This window comes from Vibrio sinus, assembly GCF_023634645.1.
Classification (GTDB): domain Bacteria; phylum Pseudomonadota; class Gammaproteobacteria; order Enterobacterales; family Vibrionaceae; genus Vibrio; species Vibrio sinus.
In genome coordinates, this window is record NZ_JAMKMR010000002.1 from 164,720 (window position 1) to 191,278 (window position 26,559).

Sequence of the window (26,559 nt, forward strand, 5' to 3'; positions counted from 1 at the left end):
ATATAAAGATGTCGTTAAACACAATAAAGTTGATCGCATTTGATCTTGATGGAACCTTACTTGATAGCGTGCCAGATCTAGCAGAAGCCGCAGATAAAACGGTTCGGGCTTTAGGCTACCCATCGGTTAGTCTAGAGCAAGTCAAAAGTTATGTTGGTAATGGTGCCGATCTATTGATTGGTCGCGCACTCAGTCAAAATATACACGTCTCCTCAGACTTGGACTCGGCAACCTTAGCCAAAGCAAGGCAACTATTTGACGATTTTTACCAGCAAGGTGAACATCAACTCAGTCATCTGTACCCGCATGTAAAATCGGTGCTTGAACAGCTGCATCAGGCGGGTTTCACCTTGGCTTTAGTAACCAATAAACCTGCCAAATTTGTTCCGGAAATATTAGAAAAACATGGTTTGTCTGGGTATTTTACTGATGTCATCGGTGGTGACACCTTCATCAACAAAAAGCCTGATCCAGAGGCATTACACTGGTTATTGGCCAAGCATGGTTTAAGTGCTGGTGAAATGCTGATGATTGGAGATTCAAAGAACGACATTCTTGCCGCGCAAAACGCCGGTTGTCACTCTTTTGCACTGACCTATGGCTATAACCATGGAGAGCCTATCGCGAATTCAAACCCAGATTATGTCGCTGACAGCCTGTTGGAGTTACTCGATATCGTCTTGGTTGCCGCTTGATTTAATTTTAACTAGAAAAATACTGGTTAATGAGTACACTTGACTCGCTGCAATACGCAACTGACGCAGCCGAATTTGAATGTTTTTGAGAAGTCTAAGGAATTAAACTTATGAGCAAGCCCATTGTATTGAGTGGTGTTCAACCTTCAGGTGAACTAAGTATTGGTAATTACTTGGGTGCGCTTCGTCAGTGGCAACAAATGCAAGACGATTATGACTGCCAATACTGTGTGGTTGATCTTCACGCCATTACCGTGCGTCAAGATCCAAAAGCGTTACATGAGGCAACACTCGATGCTCTGTCTATCTGTCTTGCTGTGGGTGTTGACCCGAAAAAGAGCCCGCTATTTGTCCAATCTCATGTGCCTGAGCATGCTCAACTGGGCTGGCTTCTTAATTGCTATACCCAAATGGGTGAGCTGAGCCGTATGACTCAGTTCAAAGATAAATCAAGCCGCTATGCGAACGATGTTAATGCGGGTTTATTTGGTTATCCAGTCTTAATGGCGGCAGATATTTTGCTTTATGGTGCGCATCAAGTGCCTGTTGGTAATGATCAGAAACAGCACCTTGAGCTCGCTCGTGATATTGCGACTCGCTTTAACAATATTTATGGATCGGATCAGCCCATTTTTACTGTGCCTGAGCCTTATATTCCTAAAGTGAATGCCCGTGTGATGAGCCTGCAAGATGCGACTAAGAAAATGTCTAAGTCAGATGATAATCGCAAAAATGTTATCACTCTTCTTGAAGATCCGAAATCGATTGTGAAGAAGATTAACAAGGCTCAAACTGATACTGAAACGCCGCCACGTATTGCTTACGATATCGAAAATAAAGCGGGTATTGCTAACTTGATGGGCTTGTACTCAGCCGCAACAGGTAAGAGCTTTGAGGAAATTGAAGCTCAGTACCAAGGCGTTGAAATGTACGGTCCGTTTAAGAAAGATGTTGGTGAGGCACTGGTTGCTATGTTAGAGCCAGTGCAAGCAGAATATCGACGCATTCGTGAAGACCGTGCTTATCTCAATGAAGTCATGAAACAAGGGGCTGAAAAAGCATCCGCTCGTGCTTCTGTTACACTTGCTAAGGCTTATGAAGCAGTAGGCTTTGTGGCTCGCGGCTAGAAGAGATACCATAGACAATAGAAAAGCCCTTGGCGTTAGACGTCAAGGGCTTTGTTTTACGCGGTACTACTTATTCCAGTAGCTATAATAGTTTGTTGTTGTTTGGCTGTCGCAGCGTTGCTGGTTGTAATTTTGCGTTTGCCCGCCTTGGAAGTTAACCTGCACAACCATGCCTTTGTTTACGAACGGCTTTAGGGTCTTACAGGCGGTTCTGTAGCCAACTTCATTGGCTTCAGGCGTTAGCCAGACGCTACCTGGTGGCTTCTTGTACTTGACGTAAATGACGCCGTTGTTATAAACAGCAATATCAAAATTGCTCTCCTTGCTGTTTTGTATTTCTTGTTTTGCTTCTTGAATCGTTTGTTTAGATGCAGTGGTATGGATATTTTGTGGGTTTAGGGTTTGGCAACCTGATAAGGCAACCGCAGCGGTTGTTGCCAGCAATGCGTATTTTATCGATTTCATAAACGGATTATAAAATTAATTGCTTAAGAATGGAGTAGAGAAATATAGCATAACTTCGTCTGAAACCAGAGGGATCTACTGATTGAAAAGTATGTTTGCTATATTATTGATTCATTAAGCCAAATTGACTTGGTGACAACAAGGTTTACTTTCGCCTTTTACGCAACACTAAATAGGCAATGGCCAATACGATCAGGCCAGTGATACCCCAGAGTAAGATCTTATGATGATGGTAGAAGTGCAAAACGCTGTCGAGATGGGCAAAAATGTAGTTAACCAAAATACTGAATACGATAACCCATAGTGTTGATGCAATGGCGTTGCCAATGAAAAAGGCGCTTTTTGACATCTTTGCCATTCCGCAAGCTAAAGGCATAAACTGCTTTAGTCCTTCAACAAATCGGCTGATAACCAAAACCGTCGGGCCATACTTTTGAATTTTCTCATGCATCTTTTTCAGTTTGCTTTCTGATATATAGCCTTTTTTCGCCAACCAACTCTCGAAGTGATAACCCACAAAGTAGCCACAAGTGTTGCCTAAAAAGCAGCTTAGCCAACCAACGATAATGACTAAAGGAAAATTCATCACGCCTTGGGAGGCGAGGATAGAAGCGGTAATCAGCACAGATTGACCGGGGAGTGGGATACCCGTACCTTCGAAGAAAATGGAGACAATTAACGCTAGATAGCCGTAGTGCTCCAATAAGGGTCTCATTGAGTGGATTAGATCATGGATGTGTATCAATTTGTCACCTATTTAAATACGGAGGATTTGCTCTAACGAAGGACAGAAAAACTAGGCAATATTCAATGAGCCAAAAAGAGTGGCACAGTATAATCGAAATCAAACGATTTTCACTAGCGATATATCTTTGACCAGCTTTAGCCGTATTTACCCAGCTTTAACTAGAGGGATTACGGTATTGAATGGATCCTTAACTAGAAAATTTTCGCTTGCCTTTCTATTTTTGCACTGCACAATAGCTGCCACATTGGCGCTAACCTTATTCAATGCTAAATAGATCCGACGTTATGCTGGTAATTATCGATAATTATGACTCCTTTACTTACAACTTGTATCAATACTTCCGTGAATTAAATGTTGAAGTAACAGTCGTACGTAATGATGAAATCACGTTGGAAGAAATAGAAGGGTTGAAGCCTTCCCACCTGGTGATTTCTCCAGGGCCTTGTACGCCGGATGAAGCTGGAATATCGTTGCAAGCGATTGAGCATTTTGCTGGCCAACTGCCGATACTTGGGGTCTGTTTAGGCCATCAAGCGATTGCACAAGTATTTGGCGGAACCGTGAAAAAAGCTCGTCGAGTGATGCATGGAAAAACCTCACCAATACGACATAATGAAAAAGGACTATTTAAAAACCTTTCCAACCCTTTAACGGTGACCCGTTATCATTCATTGATCGTGTGTAAAGACTCATTAGCGGACTGCTTTGAGATCACGTCGTGGACCGAAATGGACGATGGAGAGATGGATGAAGTGATGGGCTATCATCATAAGACCCTGCCAATTCACGCGGTTCAGTTCCACCCAGAGTCGATAAAAACCCAACAAGGCCATCAGTTGCTGGAAAACTTCTTGCTATCACCTTGTTAAAATTGTGATCCAAGTCTGCTTTTTGCGATTGGTTGTTCAAATGCTTTCGAACAGCCAGTTTGCAAGAATATTCGTTATGCAATTCGGTAAAAATCACTTTACTCCCTATTTTCCTCCTTATTACTTGTCATTTAACCCATTATAAAAGAAGGTATTAACGGCCAGTAATTTGCTTGCATAATTAGTCATTACTTATGCCTATTATTGGTTGCCCAGCAAAGTGCTAAGAATATTTCACTATTGAAATGGTTAATTAAATGTAAATAGAATGCCACATTCTGCTAAATTCAAAACAATATATTCTTGCTACGCCAGATGAAGGTTTTATTAGCGTGTGGCACTGAGAGGAGTGAGCAATGACATTAGGAAACAAAGTAGAGCGTGGACTATTTGATGAAGTAATGGTGCCATGCTACAACCCAATGGAAATGATCCCAGTGAAAGGTGAAGGCGCAAGAGTCTGGGATCAGCAAGGCAACGAGTACATCGATTTTGCTGGTGGTATTGCAGTTAGCTGCCTTGGTCATTGTCACCCAGCCATGGTTTCTGCCGTTAATGAGCAATCTAAAAAGCTTTGGCATTTAAGTAATGTGATGACCAATGAGCCCGCGTTACGCCTTGCAAAAAAATTAACCGATGTCTGTTTTGCTGAAAAAGTGTTCTTTGCCAACTCTGGCGCAGAAGCCAATGAGGCGGCACTGAAATTAGCAAGACGTTGGGCAGCCGATACCCACGGTGAAGAGAAATCAGAAATCATCGCCTTTAAACAAGGCTTTCATGGTCGTACTTTCTTTACCGTTACAGTAGGCGGACAAGCAGCGTATTCTGATGGATTTGGTCCCAAGCCAGGTGACGTGACTCACTTGCCTTATAACGATGTTGAAGCGCTTAAAGCGCATATGTCGGACCGCACTTGTGCAGTGATGATGGAACCACTACAAGGTGAAGGCGGTATCGTGACGCCAACGGATGAGTTTGCCAAAACAGTTCGTGAGTTGTGTGACAAGCACAATGCATTGCTGATCTTTGATGAAGTTCAAACCGGTAATGGTCGTACAGGTGATTTCTACGCGTACCAAGGTCTTGGTGTTACGCCAGATATTTTGAGCACGGCGAAGTCATTAGGTGGTGGTTTCCCTATTGGTGCGATGCTGACGACGACTGAACTGGCCAAACACATGAAAATTGGTACTCATGGTTCCACCTACGGTGGTAACCCTCTGGCTTGTGCAGTAGCTGAAGCGGTTGTCGATATAGTTAGCCAACCTGAAACGTTGGCAGGCGTGAAGAAACGTGAAGCGCTGTTTAAAGCAGGTCTGAACGCAATCAATGAAAAATATCACATTTTCTCTGAAATTCGTGGCAAAGGACTATTGATTGGTGCAGCGTTGAATGAGAACTGGCAAGGGCGCGCTCGTGAAGTGCTCGTGGCGGCTGGAAAACACGGTTTGATGGTGCTAGTGGCGGGAGCAAACGTGGTACGTTTCACGCCATCTTTGGTGATTTCAGAGCAAGACATTGAAGAAGGTCTAGCGAAACTGGATAAAGCTATTGCTTCAATCGTGTAGTTTTCATACTTGCCTTAAAGGTTTTATGCCTTTAAGGCAATTTAGCGTCAGGAGGAAGTAACCATGCTGGTTGTTCGACCTATTACTATGGCCGATTACGATGCACTGCATACCTGTGCGGTAGAGTCGGGCCACGGATTCACATCTTTGCCTGTAAATGAAGAGCTACTGACCAACCGAATCAAGCATTCAGAATACAGTTTTACCAAGCCAGATGTCTCAGAGCCAGGAGATGAAGGCTACCTGATGGTTGGCTTTGATAGCGAAACAGGTGAAATTGCCGGGACCACCGGGATAGAAGCTTCCATTGGATGGGATGTCCCTTTTTATTCGTACCACATCAGTAAAGTGGTGCACTCATCACCCAAATTGGGTGTCAATAATGTGGTTAAATTGCTTACATTTGGCAATAACTACACTGGGTGCAGTGAGATATGCACCTTATTTTTACGCCCAGATTTTCGTCAAGGGCTTAATGGCCGCTTGATGTCAAAGTGCCGCTTCTTGATGATGGCAGAGCACCCTGAGCGTTTTTCAGACACCATCTTCGCTGAAATGCGTGGTGTCTCAGATGACGAAGGCAACTCTCCGTTTTGGCAATGGCTGCAAGAACATTTCTTTTCTATAGATTTTACTCTAGCGGACTACTTAACCGGAATAGGGAAGAAAGGTTTTATCGCAGACTTGATGCCGAAATTGCCGATATACATCAACCTGTTGAGCAAAGAAGCCCAAGCGGTGATCGGTCAAGTTCACGACAACACTAAACCTGCATTAAAGCTTCTTGAAAGAGAAGGTTTTACTTGTCGTAACTATGTCGACATTTTTGACGGTGGCCCGACAGTAGAGTGTGACCGAAGAAATATTGAATCTGTCAGACATTCGTTTAGAGCGTCAGTACAGATCTCAGAACATTCCAGCTCGCAAGATTATCTGATCTGTAATAGCTCGTTTGAAAATTTCCGAGCCACTACGGCGAAAGCTGCCTATGACCAAGAGTCAGAAAGTGTTTTACTTTCAGAAGAAGTGGCAAAAGCGCTACAGGTCGAGGAAGGCAGCAAAGTAAGAATGTTACCACTGTAATTATCAGTAGAGGTAGAGAACGATGACTCAATGGATTGCTGGTGAATGGCAACAAGGTGAGGGTGAATTGATCAGTTCAATCAGCCCTTACGACAATCAAGAAATTTGGCAAGGTAAAAGCGCAACTGAGCAGCAAGTATTAGACGCGGTGGCCGCAGCACGCCGCGCCTTTCTCTCTTGGAAGCACACCGATTTTGCTGAGCGTGAACGCATCGTGCTAGCGTTTGCAGAAAAAGTGAAAGAAAACAAAGAAGAAATTGCGAAAATTATCGCCAAAGAAACGGGTAAGCCTATTTGGGAAACGCGTACTGAAGCGGCGGCAATGGCAGGAAAAATTGCGATTTCTATTCGTGCTTACCATGACCGTACAGGCGAAGCAACGCGCGAAGCGGCGGGTAACCAAATCGTTCTGCGTCATCGACCATTAGGTGTGATGGCGGTGTTTGGGCCGTATAACTTCCCAGGCCACTTACCAAACGGACACATTGTTCCTGCTCTTCTTGCGGGTAACACTGTGGTGTTTAAACCGTCTGAGTTAACGCCGTGGATTGGTGAGTACGCTATGAAGCTGTGGCAAGAAGTTGGTTTGCCTGTAGGCGTGATCAACCTTGTTCAAGGTGCCAAAGAGACCGGTATTGCTTTAGCGGATGCAAAGGGCATCGATGGTGTGCTGTTTACTGGCAGCGCCAACACCGGACACATCCTTCACCGTCAATTTGCCGGACAACCAGGCAAAATGCTCGCGCTCGAAATGGGCGGCAACAACCCTATGGTGATTTCAGAGCAATTTGGTGAGCTAGATGCAACGGTTTACACCATTATTCAGTCTGCTTTCATTAGTGCTGGCCAGCGCTGTACCTGTGCAAGACGCCTCTATGTGCCAAAAGGGCAAAAAGGTGATCAGTTGCTTGAGCGACTGGTTGAGGCAACGGGCAATATTCGTGTGGATGAACCTTTTGCAGAGCCTGCACCTTTCATGGGGCCACAAATCTCCACTCAAGCGGCTCAGTTTATTCTTGATGCACAGAGTAAACTCCAGTCCTTAGGTGGTGAGAGCTTGTTAAAAGCAACACAAGGGGAAGCGGCCTTTGTTACTCCTGGTATTATCGATGTGACGGAAATTAAGCAATTGCCAGATGAAGAATACTTCGGTCCATTGCTGCAAGTTGTGCGTTACGACAGCTTAGAGCAAGCGGTCGAGCTGGCCAATGACACACGTTATGGTCTGTCCGCTGGTCTTGTCTCTACCGATGATAAGGAATGGGATTACTTTGTCGATCATATTCGTGCCGGTATTGTGAATCGCAATCGTCAGTTAACTGGAGCGAGCGGTGACGCACCATTTGGTGGTCCAGGGGCATCAGGTAACCTTCGTCCTAGTGCTTACTATGCGGCTGATTATTGTGCTTATCCTATGGCTTCAATGGAAGGGCAAGAAACCATATTGCCTGATGCTTTGAGCCCTGGATTAAAACTTTAAGGAGACACCATGACGCCTTCACTATTTTTTCAATCGATATGGAACGATTATATCGCGAGACTTTGTCCTTCTGCTCACCAAGTGCATGAGCTATTGCAAGAGGACACCGCGTTAATTAACGATCATATTGCGCTAAGAACTTTTAATCTTGATCCGATAGGTCTAGACGCCCTTGCACAGCCTTTTATTGATTTGGGCTACAAAGCGTGTGGCGATTATGTGTTTGAAAATAAAAACTTAATAGCAAAACATTACGAACACTCGGATCCGACTCAACCAAAAGTCTTTATTAGTGAACTTGAAGTGCAGAAATGCTCTGCTCAGTTACAAGCGATTGTCACAGGCCTTGTTAATCAAGTAAATGAAGAAATAGTGCAGGCGGGTGATTTCATCTATTCTGGCCGCCCTTGGCAGATCAGCTATCAAGATTACTTAACGCTGGCGAAAGAAAGTGAGTATGCGTCATGGCTTGCAGCGCACGGTTATGGGGCGAATCACTTCACTGTCAGTGTTAACCAGTTAAACCGATTTGCCGAAGTGCAAGAGGTGAATGATTATCTCAGTGAGTCAGGGTTTGTGATTAACCAATCTGGCGGAGAAGTAAAAGGCTCACCAGAAGTGTTGCTGGAACAATCTTCCACCATGGCGGATAAGGTTTCAGTCAGCTTTTCGGATGGCACGCATCAGATACCAGGTGGTTTTTATGAGTTTGCTAAGCGCTATCCAATGGACAATGGTGAACTATACCCTGGGTTTGTCGCAGCTTCAGCTGATAAGATCTTTGAAAGTACTAATATGTAGTCAGCACTGTCTGGCTACTCATAAATAAAACTAAGGCCACCTAACAAGGTGGCCTATTCGATTCTATCAAGTAATGTTGGCAACGAGTTAACGTGTGCCATACACCACGATAGTTTTGCCGTGAGCAGAAATAAGATTTTGCTCTTCCAGCATTTTCAGAATTCGACCTACGGTTTCGCGAGAACAACCCACGATTTGACCGATTTCCTGACGAGTGATCTTGATTTGCATACCGTCTGGGTGGGTCATTGCGTCTGGCTGTTTTGCAAGGTTAAGCAGGGTTTGTGCGATACGACCAGTTACGTCGAGGAAAGCTAAGTCACCAACTTTTTGGCTCGTTACTTTCAAACGACTCGCGATTTGAGAAGATAATCTCATTAAGATGTCTGGGTTGACTTGAATCAGCTGGCGGAACTTCTTAAACGAAATCTCGGCCACTTCACAAGGAGATTTAGCTCTTACCCATGCTGTGCGCTCTTGGTCCTCTTCAAATAGACCAAGTTCTCCAATGAAATCACCTTGATTCAGGTAAGACAGGATCATCTCCTTACCTTCTTCGTCTTTGATTAGTACTGCTACCGAACCTTTCACGATGTAATACAATGTCTCGGCCTTCTCGCCCGCATGAATGAGCGTGCTTTTTGAAGGGTACTTATGAATATGACAATGTGAAAGAAACCATTCTAACGTTGGATCAGTTTGGGGTTTGCCTAGAACCATAATATTTCACTTCCTCTGCAGGGGACGCTTGCTGCTTTCCATATTTTAGCTAAGTCCAAATGGGCCTATTAGGATAAGAACTCTTTCCTTATGCTACAAGCTATCTTGTGTTTCGCCTTCAAATAGTATCCTTTTTTGAGCTGGATTTCTTGACTTTAATTCGGTAGAGCGGCCCATTTTGGCGATAAAAGTGTGCAAAGGATCACGGTATGAAAACTAAACATGATCTGCGTTTAATTTTTAACCAATTTTACCCGTCTCTATGAGTTGCTGCAGTATCGGTCTGACAATTAACTCCATAGCGAAACTCATCTTGCCACCAGGCACGACAAGGGTATTGTGACGAGACATGAAAGAGCCATCAATCATAGCGAGCAAGTATGGAAAGTCGACATTCTTAATGCCACGTAAACGAATGACGACAAAACTTTCGTCCAGACTCGGAATGCCTTTGGCATTGAGTGGATTAGACGTATCGACAGTCGGTACGCGTTGGAAATTGATATGCGTGCGTGAAAACTGTGGGGTAATAAAGTTAAGGTAGTCATCCATGGAGCGCACAATCGAATCCATGACGGCCTCTCTTGAGTGTCCTCTATCACGTGTGTCACGGACAAACTTTTGTATCCACTCGAGGTTAACGATAGGCACCATGCCGATGAGAAGGTCAACATGCTGGGCGACGTTCACATCACCATCGACCACCCCACCATGCAGCCCTTCGTAAAAGAGTACATCACAATTTTCGGGTAACTCCTGCCACGGAGTAAAAGTACCAGGCATCTGGTTATATGGTACCGCTTCGTCAAAGGTATGTAGATAACGGCGAACTTTTCCTATGCCTTCATTGCCAAACTTCTTAAAAAACTCTTCCAACCCGGGAAAATCATTCGCTTGAGGACCGAAATAGCTGACATGGCGGCCCTGTTCTCGGGCTTTTCTTATTTCCACATCCATTTCTGGACGGGTAAATTTATGAAAGCTGTCTCCTTCAACCCAAGCTGGTTTCACTTTCATCATATTAAACATTTTTCTGAATGCTTCAGAGGTGGTGGTAGTACCTGCCCCAGAAGAACCAGTAACGGCAATGATCGGATGTTTTGCTGACATGACGGACCTTGTCTAGTATCGAACGAACCTGTATAGCCATTGACTATAGCAGGAAGTGGATAATCGGTGAAACTTCACGTTGGTTTGTATGAATCCCAATAGCTCAAGATGTTCTAGGCTGAATATCTACGGTTTCGTGTAATTCAGAATAGACGATAACGGCTTGATTTAACTTTAATTGTAACTTCACTTGGTCAACTTTATCGGCGAGCGCAATTTCTTGTTCACCATAATCCGTGCCCTCACGTAATACAAATTCGGTAATTAAATTGGTGAGTGTTTCAGGATCAATATCTTGCCAGGGTATAATCACGTAATCCTCTTTTCGTTGTAGATAAAGTTTACTAAAAATGGCGCTTTCAGGCAGGTGTGGTTTAATGCTTAAGATGCGGTATAAGCGGAAGCTGAGTCTGAGAAAGCGATATATAGCCGCTCTCCCCCTAGTTGACGACAGTATCTTAACGTGAGTGGCTCCCCCGAATTGGATTGCAGGGGAAGGTCGTTAATGCATTCGACCAGATCAGATTGCTGTTGTTTTTCAAGCTGAAGTTCAAACTGCAAGGATTCTCTGTACAGCGTGTCTGGTACATGTTGTTTGTACTTCCGGCGTAGATCGCGAAAGCTATGAAGTAATGATTCTGAACGGCCCAAGCATTCTTCGACCTTGTGCCAATCTTGTTCTTGAAAAGTCACCTGTTGTTCATCAAGCCATTTTAGTAGCAGTAACAAGTTAACATTGCCTCGAAATTGATTTTGCAACTCAAGGCAAGCTTCTTTTACTTTCCGCACACCGTAGTAGCGTAAGCTAAATTGCCATAACCGCTCTAGCGTCAAAGAGATGTGTGCTGGTGTTTGACTCATTCTTGATTGAATTCCTGTTCCATTTTCTCGAGGCTTTCTTGTTGCGACATCCATTCTAGTTCAACATCTTCTAACTGAGATTTACAGTTCGCCTGAAGCTCAAGTACTTGGGTAAGTTTAGCTTTATTTTCCGCTTCATACAGGGAAGTGTCCGATAATTGTTGTTCAGCATCGTTTAGTGCATCGTTCAATCTATCTATTTCACTTTCTAGTTTTGTCAGCGTTTTGCGAATAGGCGCGGTCTGTTTGCGGAATTCAGCCTCTTTACGTTTTTGCTCTTTTCTAGAAGCGGCACTGTTGGCTGTTTGCTTGTCATTCGCTTCTGAACGGCTGTCTTTCTTAATTTGTTTCTGCTGTTCCGTCAACCACTTGTAGTACCCCGCTAAATCTTCATTGAATGGCATAACTTGCTGGTCGTGAACCAGATAAAGGTCGTCAGTGGTCGCACGAAGTAGAAAGCGATCGTGGCTGACTATCACCATGGCACCTTCGAACGTTTGTAAAGCCATGGTTAGGGCTTGGCGCATGTCGAGGTCTAAATGGTTGGTCGGCTCATCGAGAAGCAGTAAGTTGGGCTTTTGCCACACAATCAGAGCCAGTACCAAACGTGCCTTCTCTCCTCCTGAAAACGGCGCAACTTTTTCTAGCGCTTTATCACCAACAAAGCCAAAGCTGCCTAGGTAGTCTCGAAGCTGTTGTTCAGTATGGTTTGGCGCAATCTGCATCATATGTTGCAGTGGCGATTCTTCTGGGTGAAGCGTTTCCAACTGATGCTGAGCAAAGTAACCAATTTTAACCCCTTGAGAGTAGTGAAATTCACCGCCTTGAGCTTGAAGTTCTCCAGAAAGCAATTTGATTAAGGTTGATTTACCCGCGCCGTTTCGGCCGAGTAAACCAATACGACTGCCCGGAACCAAATTTAACTGGATTTTGTTTAGGATAAGCTTATCACCGTAACCCGCCGATACCTCTTCCATACGAAGAATTGGATTTGGCAGCGCAGAAGGTTCTCTGAAGTTAAAGCTAAATGGGTTGTCATATTGCGCAGGCAAGACTTTTTCCATTTTTTCTAGCGCCTTGATTCGACTTTGTGCTTGGCGCGCTTTGGAGGCTTTGTAGCGGAAGCGATCGATATAGCTTTGCATGTGCGCCATTTGTTTTTGCTGCTTTTGGTACATGGCTTGCTGAAGCACTAATTTTTGCGCTCTTTGATCTTCAAAAGAAGAATAGTTGCCGGTGTATTCGTTCAGTTGCTGGTTTTCGATATGAATAATTCTATTCACAATCGGGTCAAGAAAGTCCCTGTCGTGGGAAATAAGGACCAACGTGCCTGGGTAGTTTTGTAGCCATTTTTCAAGCCACATTACTGCATCCAAGTCTAAGTGGTTGGTGGGTTCGTCAAGTAGTAACAAGTCTGAACGGCAAAGTAGAGCTTGAGCAAGGTTGAGTCTCATTCGCCAACCACCCGAGAAGTCAGTCAGGTTCCAACTCATTTGCTCTTGGCTAAATCCGAGGCCGTTTAATAGCTCTGATGCTCGTGCATTGATTGTGTAACCACCAATGGTTTCAATCTTGCCATGCAGTTCAGCGGCTAAGGTGCCGTTATTTGCATGCTCTGCTTGCGCCAATTCATTTTCTAGGTTGCGATATTCTCGATCACCGTCGATGACGTATTCAATAGCACTGCGCTCTAGAGCAGGTGTCTCCTGAGCTACCCAAGCAAGCTCCCAATGGGTAGGCTGGCTAAACGAACCTGCATCAATGGTGAGTTCGTCTTTTAGTAGAGCAAATAATGTGGATTTACCACAGCCATTTTTTCCTACTAGCCCTACTTTGTTGCCAGGTTGAATAGTGGCTGAAGCATTATCGAGTAAAGCCTTTCCACCGCGCAGAAGTTGAATATCAGAAAAGGTAATCATAAGAGTAAATGGGATCTTGTTACTGTTGTCTCGGGGGAATAGTAGGTGGATTGATGATAAATGTCGATCATTATGCAATTTGAGGTATGATTCTCATAGTCACTGAATAAATAAGGAAAGCGAAGCGGCGAATGGCGAACTCCACGATAAAGACTTCATCCTCTCCACGAGTATTGGTGATTTACGCTCACCCTGAACCCAAGAATTCTATCGCCAACCAAACTATGATTAAGGGAATACAAGGGCTAGAACATGTGACCATTCATGATCTTTATGCACGGTATCCTGACTTTTTTATAGATGTGAACGCTGAACACCAGCGGTTGCTTGAGCATGACGTGATTGTATTCCAGCATCCACTCTATATGTACTCTTGCCCAGCCTTGCTAAAAGAATGGTTTGATCGAGTATTAAACAAAGGTTTTGCTTTTGGCGAGCGCAGTGCGCTAGAAGGTAAAGTGTGGCGAAGTATTATCACCACCGGCGGTAATCAAGATGCCTTCGGCTCAAAAGGGTATAACCGCTATCCGTTAGAAGAAATTTTGCAACCTTTCGAGCTGATGGCAGCATTATGCAAAATGGAGTGGCTAGAGCCGTTAGTGTTGTATTGGTCTCGTAATGTCAGTGACACAGAAAGATCTCGCCATGCCGAAGATTATCGCGCTTGGCTCGTTAACTTAAAATTGCCGCAAGGAGGCTGACATGGTCATCGCTCATGACATATTAGAAAGTTGTGCGATATTTCTTGCTGCAACAGTTGTCACAGTACCGATTGCTCAGCGGCTAGGTTTAGGCTCGGTTTTAGGCTATTTGCTCGCAGGTGTTGCTATTGGTCCGTGGGGATTCGGACTGATTGATGACGTGGAGGCGATCCTGCATTTCGCTGAGTTTGGTGTTGTACTCCTGCTATTTTTGATTGGTTTGGAGCTCAACCCACGCAAACTATGGCAACTTCGGGGGCCTATTCTGGGGCTTGGCGGCGCTCAGGTGGTCATTACGACTGCCATCTTGTCGAGTATTGCCAACCTCGCGGGCATCAACTGGCAAACCAGTCTGGTGATTGGCATGGGGCTGGCGTTATCGTCTACGGCTATTGCATTAAAGGTCATGGAAGAGCAGGAGTTGGCTGGTACCAAAACAGGTCATGCGGGCTTTGCGGTGTTGCTGTTTCAAGACATTGCTGTGATCCCTATGTTGGCACTACTGCCAATTCTTGCGGGCAATACAGCGGGGGACTGGTACCACGCAGCGTGGATTTTAGGCGGCGTGACAGGGCTGTTTGTTTGTGGCCACTTTTTGTTAAGACCCTTGTTCCGCTATGTCGTTATGACCGGAGTGCGCGAGCTGTTCACCATGACGGCATTGCTTTTGGTGGTCGGTATTGCCGTAATCATGAAACATTTAGGCATATCAATGGCACTCGGGACCTTTCTAGCGGGTGTGCTGTTGGCCGATAGTGAGTATCGTCACGAACTAGAAATTGCCATTGACCCGTTTAAAGGTTTATTACTGGGCCTCTTTTTCATTTCGATAGGCATGGCTGTTAATCTCGGTTTATTTTTGCTGTCACCGTTTAAAGTTCTGGCTGCTGTGATTGGCCTTGTGATGGTCAAAGCCATCATCATTTACCTACTTGGTCGTATTACAGGGATACACTCTAAGTCTCGTAGCCGTGTGGCGGCCATTTTAAGCCAAGGTGGTGAGTTCGCCTTCGTTATCTTTACCGCAGCTAGTGCGGAAGGTTTATTGAATGCCGAGCAGTCTTCGTTCTTATTGTTGGTTGTCAGTATTTCCATGGTCACCACTCCGCTGCTGCTTATGGCGCAAAGTAAGTGGTTTGAAAAAAGGCTCAATGCCTCCGATGAAGGGCTTTCTGAACATAAAGTCGTCGATAATGAGCCTAAGGTGATCATTGCTGGATTCGGCCGTTTTGGACAGATTGTTGGCCGTTTAATGTACGCCAATAAAGTTAAAGTAACCGTATTGGAAAGTGATGCCAGTCAGATAAGTTTGCTTAGAAAGTTTGGTTATGAAGTGTTTTACGGAGATGCTACTCACGTTGAGCTGTTGAGATCTGCAGGAGCGGCACACGCTGAAGCCATTGTGGTGTGTACTGACAATCCAGATGAAATCATAAAAATTGTCGAAATTTGCCAGAAGTATTTCCCGAGGCTGAAAGTCTTAGCGCGAGCTCGTAGCCGGGTAGAAGCCTACCAATTACTAAGTCACGGTGTGGAAACCTTTTCAAGGGAAACCTTTTTGGGTGCGCTCGATTTGGGGCGACAAACCCTTATTGAACTTGGCATGCACCCTTATCAAGCCAAACGAGCCGAAGCCCACTTCAGGCGTTTAGACAATAATATGCTGCAAGAGTTATTGCCTCAGCATACCGATGATAAACAGCTGGTCCACCGAGCGATGGAAGCACGTAAGGAACTTGAAGAAATTTTTGATAGAGAAATGGACAATGATAAACAGTCCAGACATTATTGGGAGACCGAGTGAGTCGGTGATTTTGATGATAGAGGTACCAGTCTTTTGAGTAACAAGAAACGATTTATTGCAGGCGCTAGTTGCAACAAATGCCACAGCATGGACACGTTAAGATGGTGGATAGAAAATAATATCGAACACGTTGAATGTGTCGAGTGCGGTTTTTCTGAGCAACGAAAACCTCAATCAATAGAAGAGAATACCCCCAAAAATGGGGATATGATTGGGATTTTTAAGCCAGAATAAATTGAGATTTCCTTTTTGATCCCCATAATACTCAATTATTCTTTTACGTTTGAGGGTTGCCCTCATGCATAACGCTGCTTTGGAGCAATTATGAAAATTGAAAATAATGTTGTTGTGAGCCTGGCTTACAAACTGACCCTAGAAGACGGAGTGGTGGTAGACCAGTCTACGGCAGAAGCGCCATTAGATTATCTACACGGCCACAACAATTTGATCGTTGGGCTAGAGAAAGAGCTAGAAGGCAAAACTGCAGGCGATAAATTCACAGCAACAGTGGCTCCAGAAGAAGCGTATGGCGAACATAATGAAGCGTTGGTTCAACGTGTTCCTGCTAACGTTTTCCAAGGTGTTGATGAAATCGAAGTGGGTATGCGCTTTCTAGCTGATACCGATCAAGGTCAAATCCCGGTGGAAATCACCGAAGTGGATGGTGATGAAGTTGTGGTAGATGGTAACCACATGCTTGCAGGCCAAACGTTAACCTTTGAGGTTGAGGTGATTGCAGTTCGTGCGGCTACGCAAGACGAAATTGACCACGGTCATATTCATCAAGCAGGTGGTTGCGGCGGTGAGGAAACTGAAGGCTGCTGCGATACCGACGGTGAAGAAAAATCTGAAGGCTGTTGTGGCGGTCATTAAGACGTCGGCTACATCATGTTAAAAAAAGCGCTATCGGTTAATTCAGGTAGCGCTTTTTTGTTCACCAAGTGACAAGCAAAGGGGTAAGCATGAGCAATCCTATCTCAATCGCGATTCATGGTGGGGCTGGTACCATACTCAAAGAACAAATGTCTGATGAACTAAAGCGATCTATTCTTGCTGACTTGCAGAAATCGGTAAGAGCAGGACACGAAGTGCTGGTGAAAGGTGGCGATGCACTCGATGCTGTTGTGGCGGCGGTCAATGTTCTGGAGGACTCGCCCAACTTTAATGCGGGTAAAGGCTCGGTAATGACATCTAAAGAAATTGTCGAAATGGACGCTTCTGTGATGCATGGCGCAGCGATGAACGCCGGAGCGATAGCGGGTGTTCGTCATATTAAAAATCCCATTTCGTTAGCAAAAGATGTCATGCAAAAAAGCGATCATGTCTTGCTGATTGGTGAAGGGGTGGAAGAGTTTGCCTTTCAGCTGGGTTATGAATTCACCGAGCAAGATTACTTTTTCACCGAAAGGCGATATGAACAGCTGCAGTCTATGAAGAGCAAGGGGGAGTGTGCCTTATCTGAATCACGTTATCCCGATGATAAAAAATTTGGCACGGTGGGCGCGGTTGCGCTTGATAGCAAAGGCAATTTAGCCGCCGGTACTAGCACAGGTGGCATTACCAACAAACAATATGGTCGGGTGGGCGATTCTGCCATCATTGGCGCCGGTACGGTTGCAGAAAATGGTAATGTCGCGGTGTCGACGACGGGCATGGGAGAGCTGTTTATTCGAAAAATGGTCGCGGGCGATGTGGCGGCGCGCATGCGATATCTAAATGAAGATATCTCGGTAGCTTGCGATACCATTATTCAAGGCGAGTTAAAAGACATTGGCGGTGAAGGTGGGCTTATCGCCATAAATGCGCATGGCCAAGTTCACTTTTCCATGAATAGCAGTGGGATGTACCGGGCATCGATTGATATTCACGGCCAAGAGCAGATAAAAATTTATGCGGATGAATAAGTCTGTTTCAGCCAGTCCAACCCATTAGCAAAGTTAATTATTCATTTACTCAATGAGTTAGCAAGTGATTTTATTTGCATGGCTAAAAAACGACTGCACAAAAATGGATTCAGTGCTAGAATCCATTTTTAACTAGCAATCAGACTTGGAAAGATGGGAAATAACGTAGTCGTTCTAGGCACCCAGTGGGGTGACGAAGGGAAAGGTAAAATCGTAGACCTTTTAACTGAAGATGCAAAATACGTGGTTCGTTATCAAGGCGGTCACAACGCAGGTCATACTCTAGTCATTGACGGTGAAAAAACCGTTCTTCATTTGATTCCATCCGGTATTCTTCGTGATAACGTAAAATGCGTTATCGGTAATGGTGTTGTACTGTCTCCAGAAGCACTACTTAAAGAAATGAAGCCTCTAGAAGAGCGTGGCATTCCAGTTCGCGAACGTCTTTTCATCTCTGAAGCTTGTCCTCTTATTTTGCCTTACCACATTGCGTTAGATCAGGCTCGTGAGCTTGCTCGTGGTAAAAAAGCAATTGGTACTACTGGTCGTGGTATCGGTCCTGCGTACGAAGACAAAGTGTCCCGTCGTGGTTTACGTGTTGGCGATCTGTTTAACAAAGAAGCCTTTGCTGCCAAGCTAAAAGAAGTGATGGAATACCATAACTTCCAGTTGGTAAACTTCTACAAAGCTGAACCTGTGAGCTACCAAGAAGTGCTTGAGCAAGTGATGGGGTATGCCGATCTTCTGACTTCTATGGTTATCGATGTTACTGATGAGCTGGATGCGGCGCGCAAACGTGGTGATAAGATCATGTTTGAAGGTGCGCAAGGTACATTGCTTGATATCGACCATGGTACTTATCCATACGTGACTTCTTCTAACACGACTGCTGGTGGTGTGGCTGCAGGCTCGGGTTTTGGCCCTCGTTACCTAGGTTACATCCTTGGTATCGCTAAAGCTTACTGTACTCGCGTAGGCGCAGGTCCATTCCCAACTGAGCTATACGACGGTCAAGACAAGCAAGATCCAGTCGGTAAGCACCTAGGTGAAGTAGGCCATGAATTTGGTGCGACCACGGGTCGTTTGCGTCGTACTGGTTGGTTTGATGCTGTTGCTATGCGTCGCGCTATTCAAATTAACTCGGTGACAGGTTTCTGCCTGACTAAACTTGATGTGTTGGATGGTTTAGAAGAGCTAAAAATCTGTACGGGCTATCAAATGAAAGATGGCTCTGTACTAGAAGTGTCTCCAATGGCGGCAGAAGCGTTCGAAGAAGCAACGCCTATTTATGAAACTATGCCAGGTTGGAGCGAGAACACTTTTGGTGCTAAGTCAATTGACGATCTTCCACAAGCCGCTCTCAACTACATCAAACGTATTGAAGAGTTAACGGGTGTACCTGTTGATATCATCTCAACGGGCCCTGATCGTAACGAAACCATTATTAAAGTGCATCCGTTTAACGCTTAAACGGATGTCGCGATTTAATTTGAGCCGACCTCAACAAGGTCGGCTTTTTTGTACCTGCAATACTGATTGATAAACAAAGCTAAAGACTTTGCTCTTCACGCCGATAGCATTATCAAGCCCATATAAATTCAGGTGAGAGTCTATACTTTAAAAGATAAGTATGGGGGCTATTGAACCAATTGAAGAGCGCAAACATGAAGCTACGAACAGTAGCAGCTTCAATCATGGCCGTATGTTGTTCATTTTCGTACGCGGCAGATGAAGGACCGGGAGAGCCGGTTCCAATTTATACTGAAGCTGAGCTAATAAATCTGATTAACGAAAATAAGCACTTGGAACGTGTCAAAGCTGATAAATGTCAGTTGGTTGAAGATATCGTCGCGCGCGCTACTCGGATCAATTTGCCTGCTTACGAATTTTTATACGGTGATATGCTGTCTTGGGGTGTGTGTGTGGACCAAGATGTCGAACTCGGTATTTATTATATTGAAAGTGCGGCGCAGCAAGGATTGCCTGCGGCTCTAGAGCAACTGGGTCGCTACTACTCGAGTGGCACACTCGTTCAACAGGATAAAGAGCGCGCGATCCCTTATCTAAGAGAGGCCGCTTCTCTAGGTAATATTCCAGCCAGAATCCACTTGGCAGAGCTGTTGTTGCGCGACTATGGTAGTCCGCTTGACTATGAAGATGCTTATCGCTGGCTGTACAACTCAATAACGGCTGATCAAAGAATTCATAAACGGATTGCTCTTCTAAGGCAAGGACTAGAAACGCGTATGCCACAAAACATTATTGTTCGTGCTAAGCGCAGGGACACCTACTGGTAGTGCCTGAATACTCGCTAATTTGACCGCGTACCTGTAGCTATTGCAAAGACTCAGATATACTAAGCGAGTAATTATAAAATTTGCTAGGTATGCAATGTCTAACACTTCCCATACGGATCCCTTTGTCGATCGTGAGTCGGAGAACTATCAAAATCCCATCCCCAGTCGAGAGTTTATTCTAGACTTTCTTACCAAAGCCGACGTGCCAATGAATCGAAATGATCTTTTTGAAGCGCTTGAGCTGTCTGGAGAAGAGCAATATGAAGGTCTTCGCCGTCGATTGCGTGCGATGGAGCGAGATGGCCAACTGGTGTTCACGCGTAGGCAGTGCTATGCCGTGCCGGACAAACTAGAGATGATCAAAGGCCATGTTATTGGTCACAAAGACGGCTATGGTTGGGTCAGGCCAGAAGGGAAAACCAACAAAGAAGATGACATTTTGCTGCCTCATCACCAAATGCGCAGTGTGCTACATGGCGATTTAGTCATGGTGCAGCCTGCGGGCACGGATAAAAGAGGCCGAAAAGAAGGCCGGCTGATCCGCGTTTTGGAAGAGCATAACACGCAAATTGTGGGTCGTTTCTTTTTGGAAGGTGGCTATGCTTATGTCGCTCCTGATGATTCACGTATTAGCCAAGATATCTTAATCGGCAACGATGATAAAAGCTCTGCGAGAATGGGTAACGTTGTTGTTGTAGAGATCACTCAGCGCGCGAGTCGTACTCGAAACCTAATGGGCAAAATTGTCGAAGTTCTGGGTGAAAATATGGCGCCGGGAATGGAAACAGAAATTGCCATTCGTACTCATCAAATTCCGAATACTTGGCCAGAAGAAGTCGACGCGCAAATTGAAAATTTGGCTGAGCATGTGCCAGAAAAAGCCAAAATTGGTCGAGTAGACTTACGCGAACTGCCCCTTGTCACTATCGATGGTGAAGATGCGCGTGACTTTGATGACGCGGTTTACTGTCAGCCAAAGAAAAGCGGCGGCTGGCGCTTGTGGGTAGCGATTGCCGATGTAAGTTATTATGTTCGCCCTAACACCGCGCTAGATAAAGAAGCGATTAACCGTGGAAACTCGGTTTACTTCCCATCACAAGTCGTGCCGATGCTACCAGAAGTGCTATCGAATGGCTTATGTTCACTTAACCCGAATGTCGACCGTCTCTGTATGGTGTGTGAGATGACTATCTCTGCGGCAGGTAGGTTGTCGGGTTATAAGCACTATGAAGCCGTGATGAACTCACACGCTAGGCTTACTTACAACAAAGTGGGTGCCATTTTGGATGGCGACGAAGATCTACGCCAACGTTATGAAAAATTGGTACCCGATCTTGAAGAGTTGCACAAACTCTACAAAGTCCTCAAGGCAGGTCGAGATAAACGCGGCGCGATTGAGTTCGAAACGGTTGAAACTAAGTTTATTTTTAATGCAGAGCGCAAGATCGATCGCATTGAACCTGTGGTTCGTAACGATGCGCACAAGATCATTGAAGAATGCATGATCTTGGCCAATATTGCATCGGCATCCTTGGTGGAAAAAGCGAAAGAGCCTGCGCTCTATCGAGTGCATGAATCTCCAGGTGAACTTCGCTTGCAAGGTTTCCGAGATTTTCTCGGTGAACTTGGGTTGAACCTAGCTGGCGGTTTGCAACCTTCACCAACCGATTACGCACATTTGATGACACAAATTGGTGAGCGTGCAGACAAAGAGCTGATTCAAACTATGTTGCTACGCTCGTTGAAGCAGGCCGTGTATAACGCTGATAATGCGGGCCACTTTGGCTTGGCTTTAAAACGCTATGCCCACTTTACGTCGCCTATCAGACGTTATCCTGATTTGCTTCTTCATCGCGCGATTAAGTACCTCATTGCTAAGCAAGAAGGGCGAAACTTAGACTGCTGGACACCGACGGGTGGGTACCATTACTCCTTTGATGATATGGATGTGTTTGGTGAGCAATGCTCGACGACAGAACGCAGAGCCGATGATGCAACGCGAGAAGTGTCAGACTGGCTCAAATGCGAATATATGCAAGATCACGTTGGGGAAGAGCTTGAAGGCGTCATCGCAAACGTCACTGGTTTTGGCTTTTTTGTTCGTCTATCGGAATTGCATATTGATGGTCTGGTACACATTTCTTCGCTTGCCAATGACTACTACCAATTTGATCCTGTCGGCCAGCGTTTAATCGGCGAGAGTTTTGGCCACATTTACCGTTTGGGTGATGCCGTCAAAGTCAAAGTGCGTTCGGTCAATCTTGAAGATAGACAAATTGACTTTGAATTAATCGAAACTAGTCGTAAACTGCGCGGCAAAGGCAAGACGGCGAAAAAACGTGCGTCCGAAGCCAGAAAAAATGCCAAAATGCGTGCAGAGTCGGGGAGGCAGCGTTCGCGTGGTAAAGCTAAGCCACTGATTGAACCTACTAAGAAAGTGGGCTCGGAGGATGAACAAGAGAAAAAGCCGACACGCAGCAAAAGCAAAGCTGAAAAAGCACGCAAGAAGAAGTCACGAGTGAAAGCCAATAAAAACCGTGGCAAAAGAAAATAATTAGGTAAATCAATGAGCAACGAATTTATTTATGGCATTCATGCTGTAAAGTCGCTTTTAGAGCGTGAACCAGAACGTTTTATTGAAACTTTTGTGCTTAAAGGCCGCCAAGATGATCGCTTAATGCCGATCTTAAACGAGCTACAAAGCATTGGCGTCACCGTTCAGCAAATGGGGCGAAAAGCGCTAGACGATAAAGCCAAAGGCGCTAATCACCAAGGTCTGATCGCTAAAGTGAAACCCGCTAAGCCGTTAAATGAGAATGATCTTGATTCGATTTTAGCGAAGCATGAGTCACCGTTGCTATTGGTGTTGGATGGTGTGACCGATCCACACAATCTCGGCGCTTGTTTAAGAAATGCTGATGCAGCAGGTGTTGCTGCCATCATAGTACCAAAAGATAAATCAGCCCCACTTAACGCGACGGTGAGCAAAGTGGCATGCGGCGCAGCAGAAAGCGTACCACTTGTACGCGTGACTAACCTAGCGCGCACCATGCGTGCATTGCAAGAGCAAGGCGTATGGTTTGTCGGTACAGCAGGGGAAGCAAAACACGATATTTACCAATCAAAGCTCACAGGCCCACTGGCGATTGTTATGGGCGCAGAAGGCGATGGTATGCGCCGTTTAACTCGCGAAACCTGTGATGACTTAATTAAGATCCCAATGGCGGGCAGTGTATCTAGCCTAAACGTTTCAGTCGCCTCAGGTATTTGCCTGTTTGAAGCGGTGCGTCAGCGCAGCGCTAGCTAATCTATTCCATGAGGAGTTGCTTGGCTCTGACTCCTCATTTTTTCCTGCCAATTGCCATTATTCTTTTCCGTTTATTTTTCAATCAACCCTTGCATGTAAACCACTGACATGTATAATACCGCGCACTGGCTCAGCCAGTTGTGAACCAATGAGCAGCGAGGAGCTGGATTATCTATTTGATTTTTCAGGTAATGTAGACTCAGCTTATGTTCGCAGTTAATACAATTATCTCTGATATAGAGTTAATCGAAAATTAGCTGACAATGTGCCCAATTAGGGTGCTACGGTTTCACATAAATCAATCGGCATTCTCTCGCCTATGCGAGTATGAGTGGCGATATTGTTTGTGTAATTTAATTTAATTGGAGCTCTGTCTCATGCAGAACCAACGTATTCGTATCCGCCTAAAAGCTTTTGATTACAAACTAATCGATGCTTCTACTGCGGAGATCGTCGAAACAGCTAAGCGCACAGGCGCACAGGTTCGTGGTCCAATCCCACTACCTACACGTAAAGAGCGTTTCACAGTTCTTATCTCTCCACACGTAAACAAAAAAGCACGTGACCAGTACGAAATCCGTACTCACAAGCGTCTAATCGACATCGTGGAGCCAACAGACAAAACTGTTGATGCTCTAATGCGTTTAGATCTTGCCGCGGGCGTTGATGTGCAAATTAGCCTAGGTTAAGGGAGATTAGAAGAATGATTGGTCTAGTCGGACGTAAAGTGGGTATGACCCGCGTATTTACCGAAGAAGGCGTTTCTATCCCAGTAACTGTTGTTGAGGTTGAAGCGAACCGTGTTACTCAAGTTAAATCTCTTGAGAACGATGGTTATGCAGCAATCCAGGTAACTGCTGGTGCTAAGAAAGCTAGCCGTGTAACTAAACCAGAAGCTGGTCACTTTGCGAAAGCAGGTGTAGAAGCTGGTCGCGGTCTTTGGGAATTCCGTTTAGAAAACGGTGAAGAGTTTGAAGTTGGTGCAGAGCTAACTGTTGAACTATTCAACGAAACTAAAAAAGTAGACGTTACTGGTACATCTAAGGGTAAAGGTTTCCAAGGCGCTGTTAAGCGTTGGAACTTCCGCACTCAAGATATGACTCACGGTAACTCATTGTCTCACCGTGCTCCTGGTTCTATCGGTCAATGTCAGACTCCAGGTCGCGTGTTTAAAGGCAAGAAAATGGCAGGTCACATGGGTGCTGAGCGTGTAACGACTCAAAACCTAGAGATCGTACGTGTTGACGCTGAGCGCAACCTGCTTCTTATTAAAGGTGCAGTCCCAGGCTCAACAGGTGGCAACGTGATCGTTAAACCAGCTGTTAAAGCATAACGTCTCAGGAGTAAGTAATGGAACTAATGGTTAAAGGTGCTGATGCACTAACTGTTTCCGAAACTACTTTCGGACGTGAGTTTAACGAAGCTCTTGTACACCAAGTAGTTGTTGCGTACGCAGCAGGTGCTCGTCAAGGTACACGTGCTCAAAAAACACGTTCAGAAGTTTCTGGCGGTGGCGCTAAGCCATGGCGTCAAAAAGGTACTGGCCGTGCACGTGCTGGTACAATCCGTAGCCCAATCTGGCGTACAGGTGGTGTTACTTTTGCTGCGAAACCACAAGATCACAGCCAAAAAGTAAACAAGAAAATGTACCGTGGTGCTATGAAAAGCATTCTTTCTGAGCTAGTTCGTCAAGAGCGTCTAGTTGTTGTTGATAACTTCTCAGTAGAAGCACCAAAAACTAAAGAGCTAGTAGCTAAGCTTAAAGAACTTGAGCTTAACGATGTACTCATCGTTACTGGTGAAGTAGACGAGAATCTATTCTTAGCTGCTCGTAACCTATACAAAGTTGACGCTCGTGACGCTGCTGGTATCGACCCAGTAAGCCTAATCGCGTTTGACAAGGTTCTAATAACTGCTGAAGCAGTTAAGCAAGTTGAGGAGATGCTGGCATGATCAATGAAGAGCGTCTACTAAAAGTTCTACGTGCTCCACTTATCTCTGAAAAAGCAACAATGACTGCTGAAAAAGCAAACACTGTTGTTTTCAAAGTAGCAATCGATGCGACTAAAAAAGAGATCAAAGCAGCTGTAGAAAAGCTATTTGAAGTTGAAGTTAAGTCTGTAAATACTCTTATCACTAAGGGTAAGACCAAGCGTCAAGGTATGCGTCAAGGCCGTCGTTCAGACGTTAAGAAAGCCTACGTTATCTTGAAAGAAGGTCAAGATCTTGACTTCGTTGGCGGTGCTGAGTAACAGGAGTAGTTAGAAATGGCTATTGTTAAATGTAAGCCGACTTCCCCTGGTCGTCGTCACGTTGTTAAAGTTGTTAACGCTGACCTACACAAGGGCAAGCCATACGCACCTCTTCTAGAGAAAAACTCTAAGAACGGTGGTCGTAACAACAACGGTCGTATTACAGTACGTCACATCGGCGGTGGTCATAAACACCACTACCGTGTAATTGACTTCAAACGTACTAAAGACGGTATTCCAGCGAAAGTTGAGCGTCTAGAATACGATCCAAACCGTAGCGCAAATATCGCTCTAGTTCTGTACGCAGACGGTGAGCGTCGTTACATCATTGCACCTAAAGGTGTTCAAGCAGGTGATCAGATCCAATCTGGTGTAGATGCGCCAATCAAAGCAGGTAACACTCTGCCGATGCGCAACATCCCAGTTGGTTCAACTGTACACTGTGTTGAACTTAAGCCTGGTAAAGGTGCTCAGCTAGCTCGTTCTGCTGGTGCATACGTTCAAATCGTAGCTCGTGAAGGTTCATATGTAACTATCCGTCTACGTTCTGGCGAAATGCGTAAAGTCCTATCTGAAGGCCGTGCAACAATCGGTGAAGTAGGTAACGCAGAGCACATGCTACGTGAACTAGGTAAAGCTGGTGCTAACCGCTGGCGCGGTGTTCGTCCAACCGTTCGTGGTGTTGTGATGAACCCAGTAGACCACCCACACGGTGGTGGTGAAGGCCGTACTTCTGGTGGTCGTCACCCAGTTTCTCCTTGGGGTATGCCAACTAAAGGCTTCAAGACCCGTAAGAACAAACGCACTGACAAGTACATCGTACGTCGTCGTAACAAATAATCTATAAA

Annotated in this window: 28 protein-coding genes; 21 read left to right on the forward strand and 7 right to left on the reverse strand. The window is 45.2% G+C overall.

Annotated elements, in window-relative coordinates; all coding sequences use genetic code 11:
- The first annotated feature begins 8 nt into the window (after window positions 1-8).
- Both M9194_RS03210 and trpS read left to right on the forward strand, forming a co-directional pair.
- Window positions 9-695, forward strand: coding sequence for a phosphoglycolate phosphatase (locus M9194_RS03210; protein WP_250610965.1), 687 nt, complete (start codon window positions 9-11; stop codon window positions 693-695).
- A gap of 110 nt (window positions 696-805) precedes the next feature.
- Window positions 806-1,822 (forward strand): tryptophan--tRNA ligase, encoded by a 1,017-nt coding sequence (gene trpS, locus M9194_RS03215; RefSeq protein WP_250610967.1) that lies wholly within the window; start codon window positions 806-808, stop codon window positions 1,820-1,822.
- 66 nt (window positions 1,823-1,888) lie between these two features.
- On the opposite strand, the gene M9194_RS03220 is transcribed toward trpS, so the two are convergent.
- Together M9194_RS03220 and M9194_RS03225 are read right to left on the reverse strand one after the other, a co-directional pair.
- Entirely contained in the window at window positions 1,889-2,287 is a 399-nt protein-coding gene (locus tag M9194_RS03220; RefSeq protein ID WP_250610968.1) for a hypothetical protein, read from the reverse strand.
- A gap of 145 nt (window positions 2,288-2,432) precedes the next feature.
- A complete protein-coding gene (locus M9194_RS03225) occupies window positions 2,433-3,002 on the reverse strand; it encodes a DedA family protein (protein ID WP_250610969.1) in 570 nt (189 codons plus the stop codon).
- 317 nt (window positions 3,003-3,319) lie between these two features.
- Between M9194_RS03225 and M9194_RS03230 the strand changes: the two genes are divergently transcribed.
- The 5 genes from M9194_RS03230 (at window position 3,320) to M9194_RS03250 (ending at window position 8,836) form a co-directional block, all read left to right on the forward strand.
- The gene (locus M9194_RS03230; protein WP_250610970.1) at window positions 3,320-3,904 is read left to right on the forward strand and encodes an aminodeoxychorismate/anthranilate synthase component II; all 585 of its coding nucleotides are present in this window, start codon (window positions 3,320-3,322) and stop codon (window positions 3,902-3,904) included.
- Between the two features lie 356 nt (window positions 3,905-4,260).
- Window positions 4,261-5,472: an aspartate aminotransferase family protein gene (locus tag M9194_RS03235; protein WP_250610971.1), complete on the forward strand. Its 1,212-nt coding sequence runs from the start codon at window positions 4,261-4,263 to the stop codon at window positions 5,470-5,472.
- Between the two features lie 63 nt (window positions 5,473-5,535).
- Window positions 5,536-6,555 (forward strand): arginine N-succinyltransferase, encoded by a 1,020-nt coding sequence (gene astA, locus M9194_RS03240; RefSeq protein WP_250610972.1) that lies wholly within the window; start codon window positions 5,536-5,538, stop codon window positions 6,553-6,555.
- Window positions 6,556-6,577: 22 nt separating this feature from the next.
- The gene (gene astD / locus M9194_RS03245; protein WP_250610973.1) at window positions 6,578-8,035 is read left to right on the forward strand and encodes a succinylglutamate-semialdehyde dehydrogenase; all 1,458 of its coding nucleotides are present in this window, start codon (window positions 6,578-6,580) and stop codon (window positions 8,033-8,035) included.
- Window positions 8,036-8,044: 9 nt separating this feature from the next.
- Window positions 8,045-8,836 (forward strand): DUF1338 domain-containing protein, encoded by a 792-nt coding sequence (locus M9194_RS03250; protein ID WP_250610974.1) that lies wholly within the window; start codon window positions 8,045-8,047, stop codon window positions 8,834-8,836.
- A gap of 87 nt (window positions 8,837-8,923) precedes the next feature.
- On the opposite strand, the gene crp is transcribed toward M9194_RS03250, so the two are convergent.
- The 5 genes from crp to M9194_RS03275 form a co-directional block, all read right to left on the reverse strand.
- Window positions 8,924-9,556: a cAMP-activated global transcriptional regulator CRP gene (gene crp, locus M9194_RS03255; RefSeq protein ID WP_237363177.1), complete on the reverse strand. Its 633-nt coding sequence runs from the start codon at window positions 9,554-9,556 to the stop codon at window positions 8,924-8,926.
- Between the two features lie 240 nt (window positions 9,557-9,796).
- Complete coding sequence (locus M9194_RS03260) at window positions 9,797-10,666, reverse strand: phosphoribulokinase (RefSeq protein ID WP_250610975.1); 870 nt, start codon at window positions 10,664-10,666, stop codon at window positions 9,797-9,799.
- A gap of 103 nt (window positions 10,667-10,769) precedes the next feature.
- A complete protein-coding gene (locus M9194_RS03265; protein WP_250610976.1) occupies window positions 10,770-10,979 on the reverse strand; it encodes a YheU family protein in 210 nt (69 codons plus the stop codon).
- Window positions 10,980-11,047: 68 nt separating this feature from the next.
- Window positions 11,048-11,527, reverse strand: a complete 480-nt coding sequence (locus M9194_RS03270; protein ID WP_250610977.1) for a TIGR02444 family protein — start codon at window positions 11,525-11,527, stop codon at window positions 11,048-11,050.
- A complete protein-coding gene (locus M9194_RS03275; protein ID WP_250610979.1) occupies window positions 11,524-13,446 on the reverse strand; it encodes an ABC transporter ATP-binding protein in 1,923 nt (640 codons plus the stop codon). The genes M9194_RS03270 and M9194_RS03275 overlap by 4 nt, the downstream gene beginning before the upstream one ends.
- Window positions 13,447-13,577: 131 nt before the next feature.
- On the opposite strand from M9194_RS03275, the gene kefG reads away from it, so the two are divergent.
- The 14 genes from kefG to rplB all read left to right on the forward strand — a co-directional run bounded on the left by kefG (window position 13,578) and on the right by rplB (window position 26,551).
- Complete coding sequence (gene kefG, locus M9194_RS03280) at window positions 13,578-14,147, forward strand: glutathione-regulated potassium-efflux system ancillary protein KefG (RefSeq protein ID WP_250610981.1); 570 nt, start codon at window positions 13,578-13,580, stop codon at window positions 14,145-14,147.
- Between the two features lies 1 nt (window position 14,148).
- A complete protein-coding gene (gene kefB / locus M9194_RS03285; protein WP_250610983.1) occupies window positions 14,149-15,951 on the forward strand; it encodes a glutathione-regulated potassium-efflux system protein KefB in 1,803 nt (600 codons plus the stop codon).
- A gap of 33 nt (window positions 15,952-15,984) precedes the next feature.
- Window positions 15,985-16,185 carry a YheV family putative zinc ribbon protein gene (locus M9194_RS03290; protein WP_250610984.1) on the forward strand — a complete coding sequence of 67 codons (201 nt, stop codon included), beginning with the start codon at window positions 15,985-15,987 and terminating at the stop codon, window positions 16,183-16,185.
- 90 nt (window positions 16,186-16,275) lie between these two features.
- Entirely contained in the window at window positions 16,276-16,824 is a 549-nt protein-coding gene (gene slyD, locus M9194_RS03295) for a peptidylprolyl isomerase (RefSeq protein ID WP_250610985.1), read from the forward strand.
- A gap of 89 nt (window positions 16,825-16,913) precedes the next feature.
- A complete protein-coding gene (locus M9194_RS03300; RefSeq protein ID WP_250610986.1) occupies window positions 16,914-17,855 on the forward strand; it encodes an isoaspartyl peptidase/L-asparaginase family protein in 942 nt (313 codons plus the stop codon).
- A 153-nt stretch (window positions 17,856-18,008) separates the two neighbouring features.
- Complete coding sequence (locus tag M9194_RS03305; protein WP_250610987.1) at window positions 18,009-19,325, forward strand: adenylosuccinate synthase; 1,317 nt, start codon at window positions 18,009-18,011, stop codon at window positions 19,323-19,325.
- Window positions 19,326-19,519: 194 nt separating this feature from the next.
- Window positions 19,520-20,152: a flagellar protein MotX gene (motX, locus tag M9194_RS03310; protein WP_250610988.1), complete on the forward strand. Its 633-nt coding sequence runs from the start codon at window positions 19,520-19,522 to the stop codon at window positions 20,150-20,152.
- A gap of 94 nt (window positions 20,153-20,246) precedes the next feature.
- On the forward strand, window positions 20,247-22,706 hold the full coding sequence (gene rnr / locus M9194_RS03315; RefSeq protein WP_250610989.1) for a ribonuclease R: 2,460 nt from the start codon (window positions 20,247-20,249) through the stop codon (window positions 22,704-22,706).
- 12 nt (window positions 22,707-22,718) lie between these two features.
- A complete protein-coding gene (rlmB, locus tag M9194_RS03320) occupies window positions 22,719-23,459 on the forward strand; it encodes a 23S rRNA (guanosine(2251)-2'-O)-methyltransferase RlmB (protein ID WP_250610990.1) in 741 nt (246 codons plus the stop codon).
- A 377-nt stretch (window positions 23,460-23,836) separates the two neighbouring features.
- Entirely contained in the window at window positions 23,837-24,148 is a 312-nt protein-coding gene (rpsJ, locus tag M9194_RS03325) for a 30S ribosomal protein S10 (protein ID WP_004410492.1), read from the forward strand.
- Window positions 24,149-24,162: 14 nt separating this feature from the next.
- Window positions 24,163-24,792: a 50S ribosomal protein L3 gene (rplC, locus tag M9194_RS03330; RefSeq protein WP_237363163.1), complete on the forward strand. Its 630-nt coding sequence runs from the start codon at window positions 24,163-24,165 to the stop codon at window positions 24,790-24,792.
- 17 nt (window positions 24,793-24,809) lie between these two features.
- Entirely contained in the window at window positions 24,810-25,412 is a 603-nt protein-coding gene (gene rplD / locus M9194_RS03335) for a 50S ribosomal protein L4 (protein ID WP_237363162.1), read from the forward strand.
- Window positions 25,409-25,711: a 50S ribosomal protein L23 gene (gene rplW / locus M9194_RS03340; RefSeq protein WP_250610991.1), complete on the forward strand. Its 303-nt coding sequence runs from the start codon at window positions 25,409-25,411 to the stop codon at window positions 25,709-25,711. The genes rplD and rplW overlap by 4 nt, the downstream gene beginning before the upstream one ends.
- A 15-nt stretch (window positions 25,712-25,726) precedes the next feature.
- Window positions 25,727-26,551 carry a 50S ribosomal protein L2 gene (gene rplB, locus M9194_RS03345; RefSeq protein ID WP_237363160.1) on the forward strand — a complete coding sequence of 275 codons (825 nt, stop codon included), beginning with the start codon at window positions 25,727-25,729 and terminating at the stop codon, window positions 26,549-26,551.
- The last annotated feature ends 8 nt before the right edge of the window (window positions 26,552-26,559 follow it).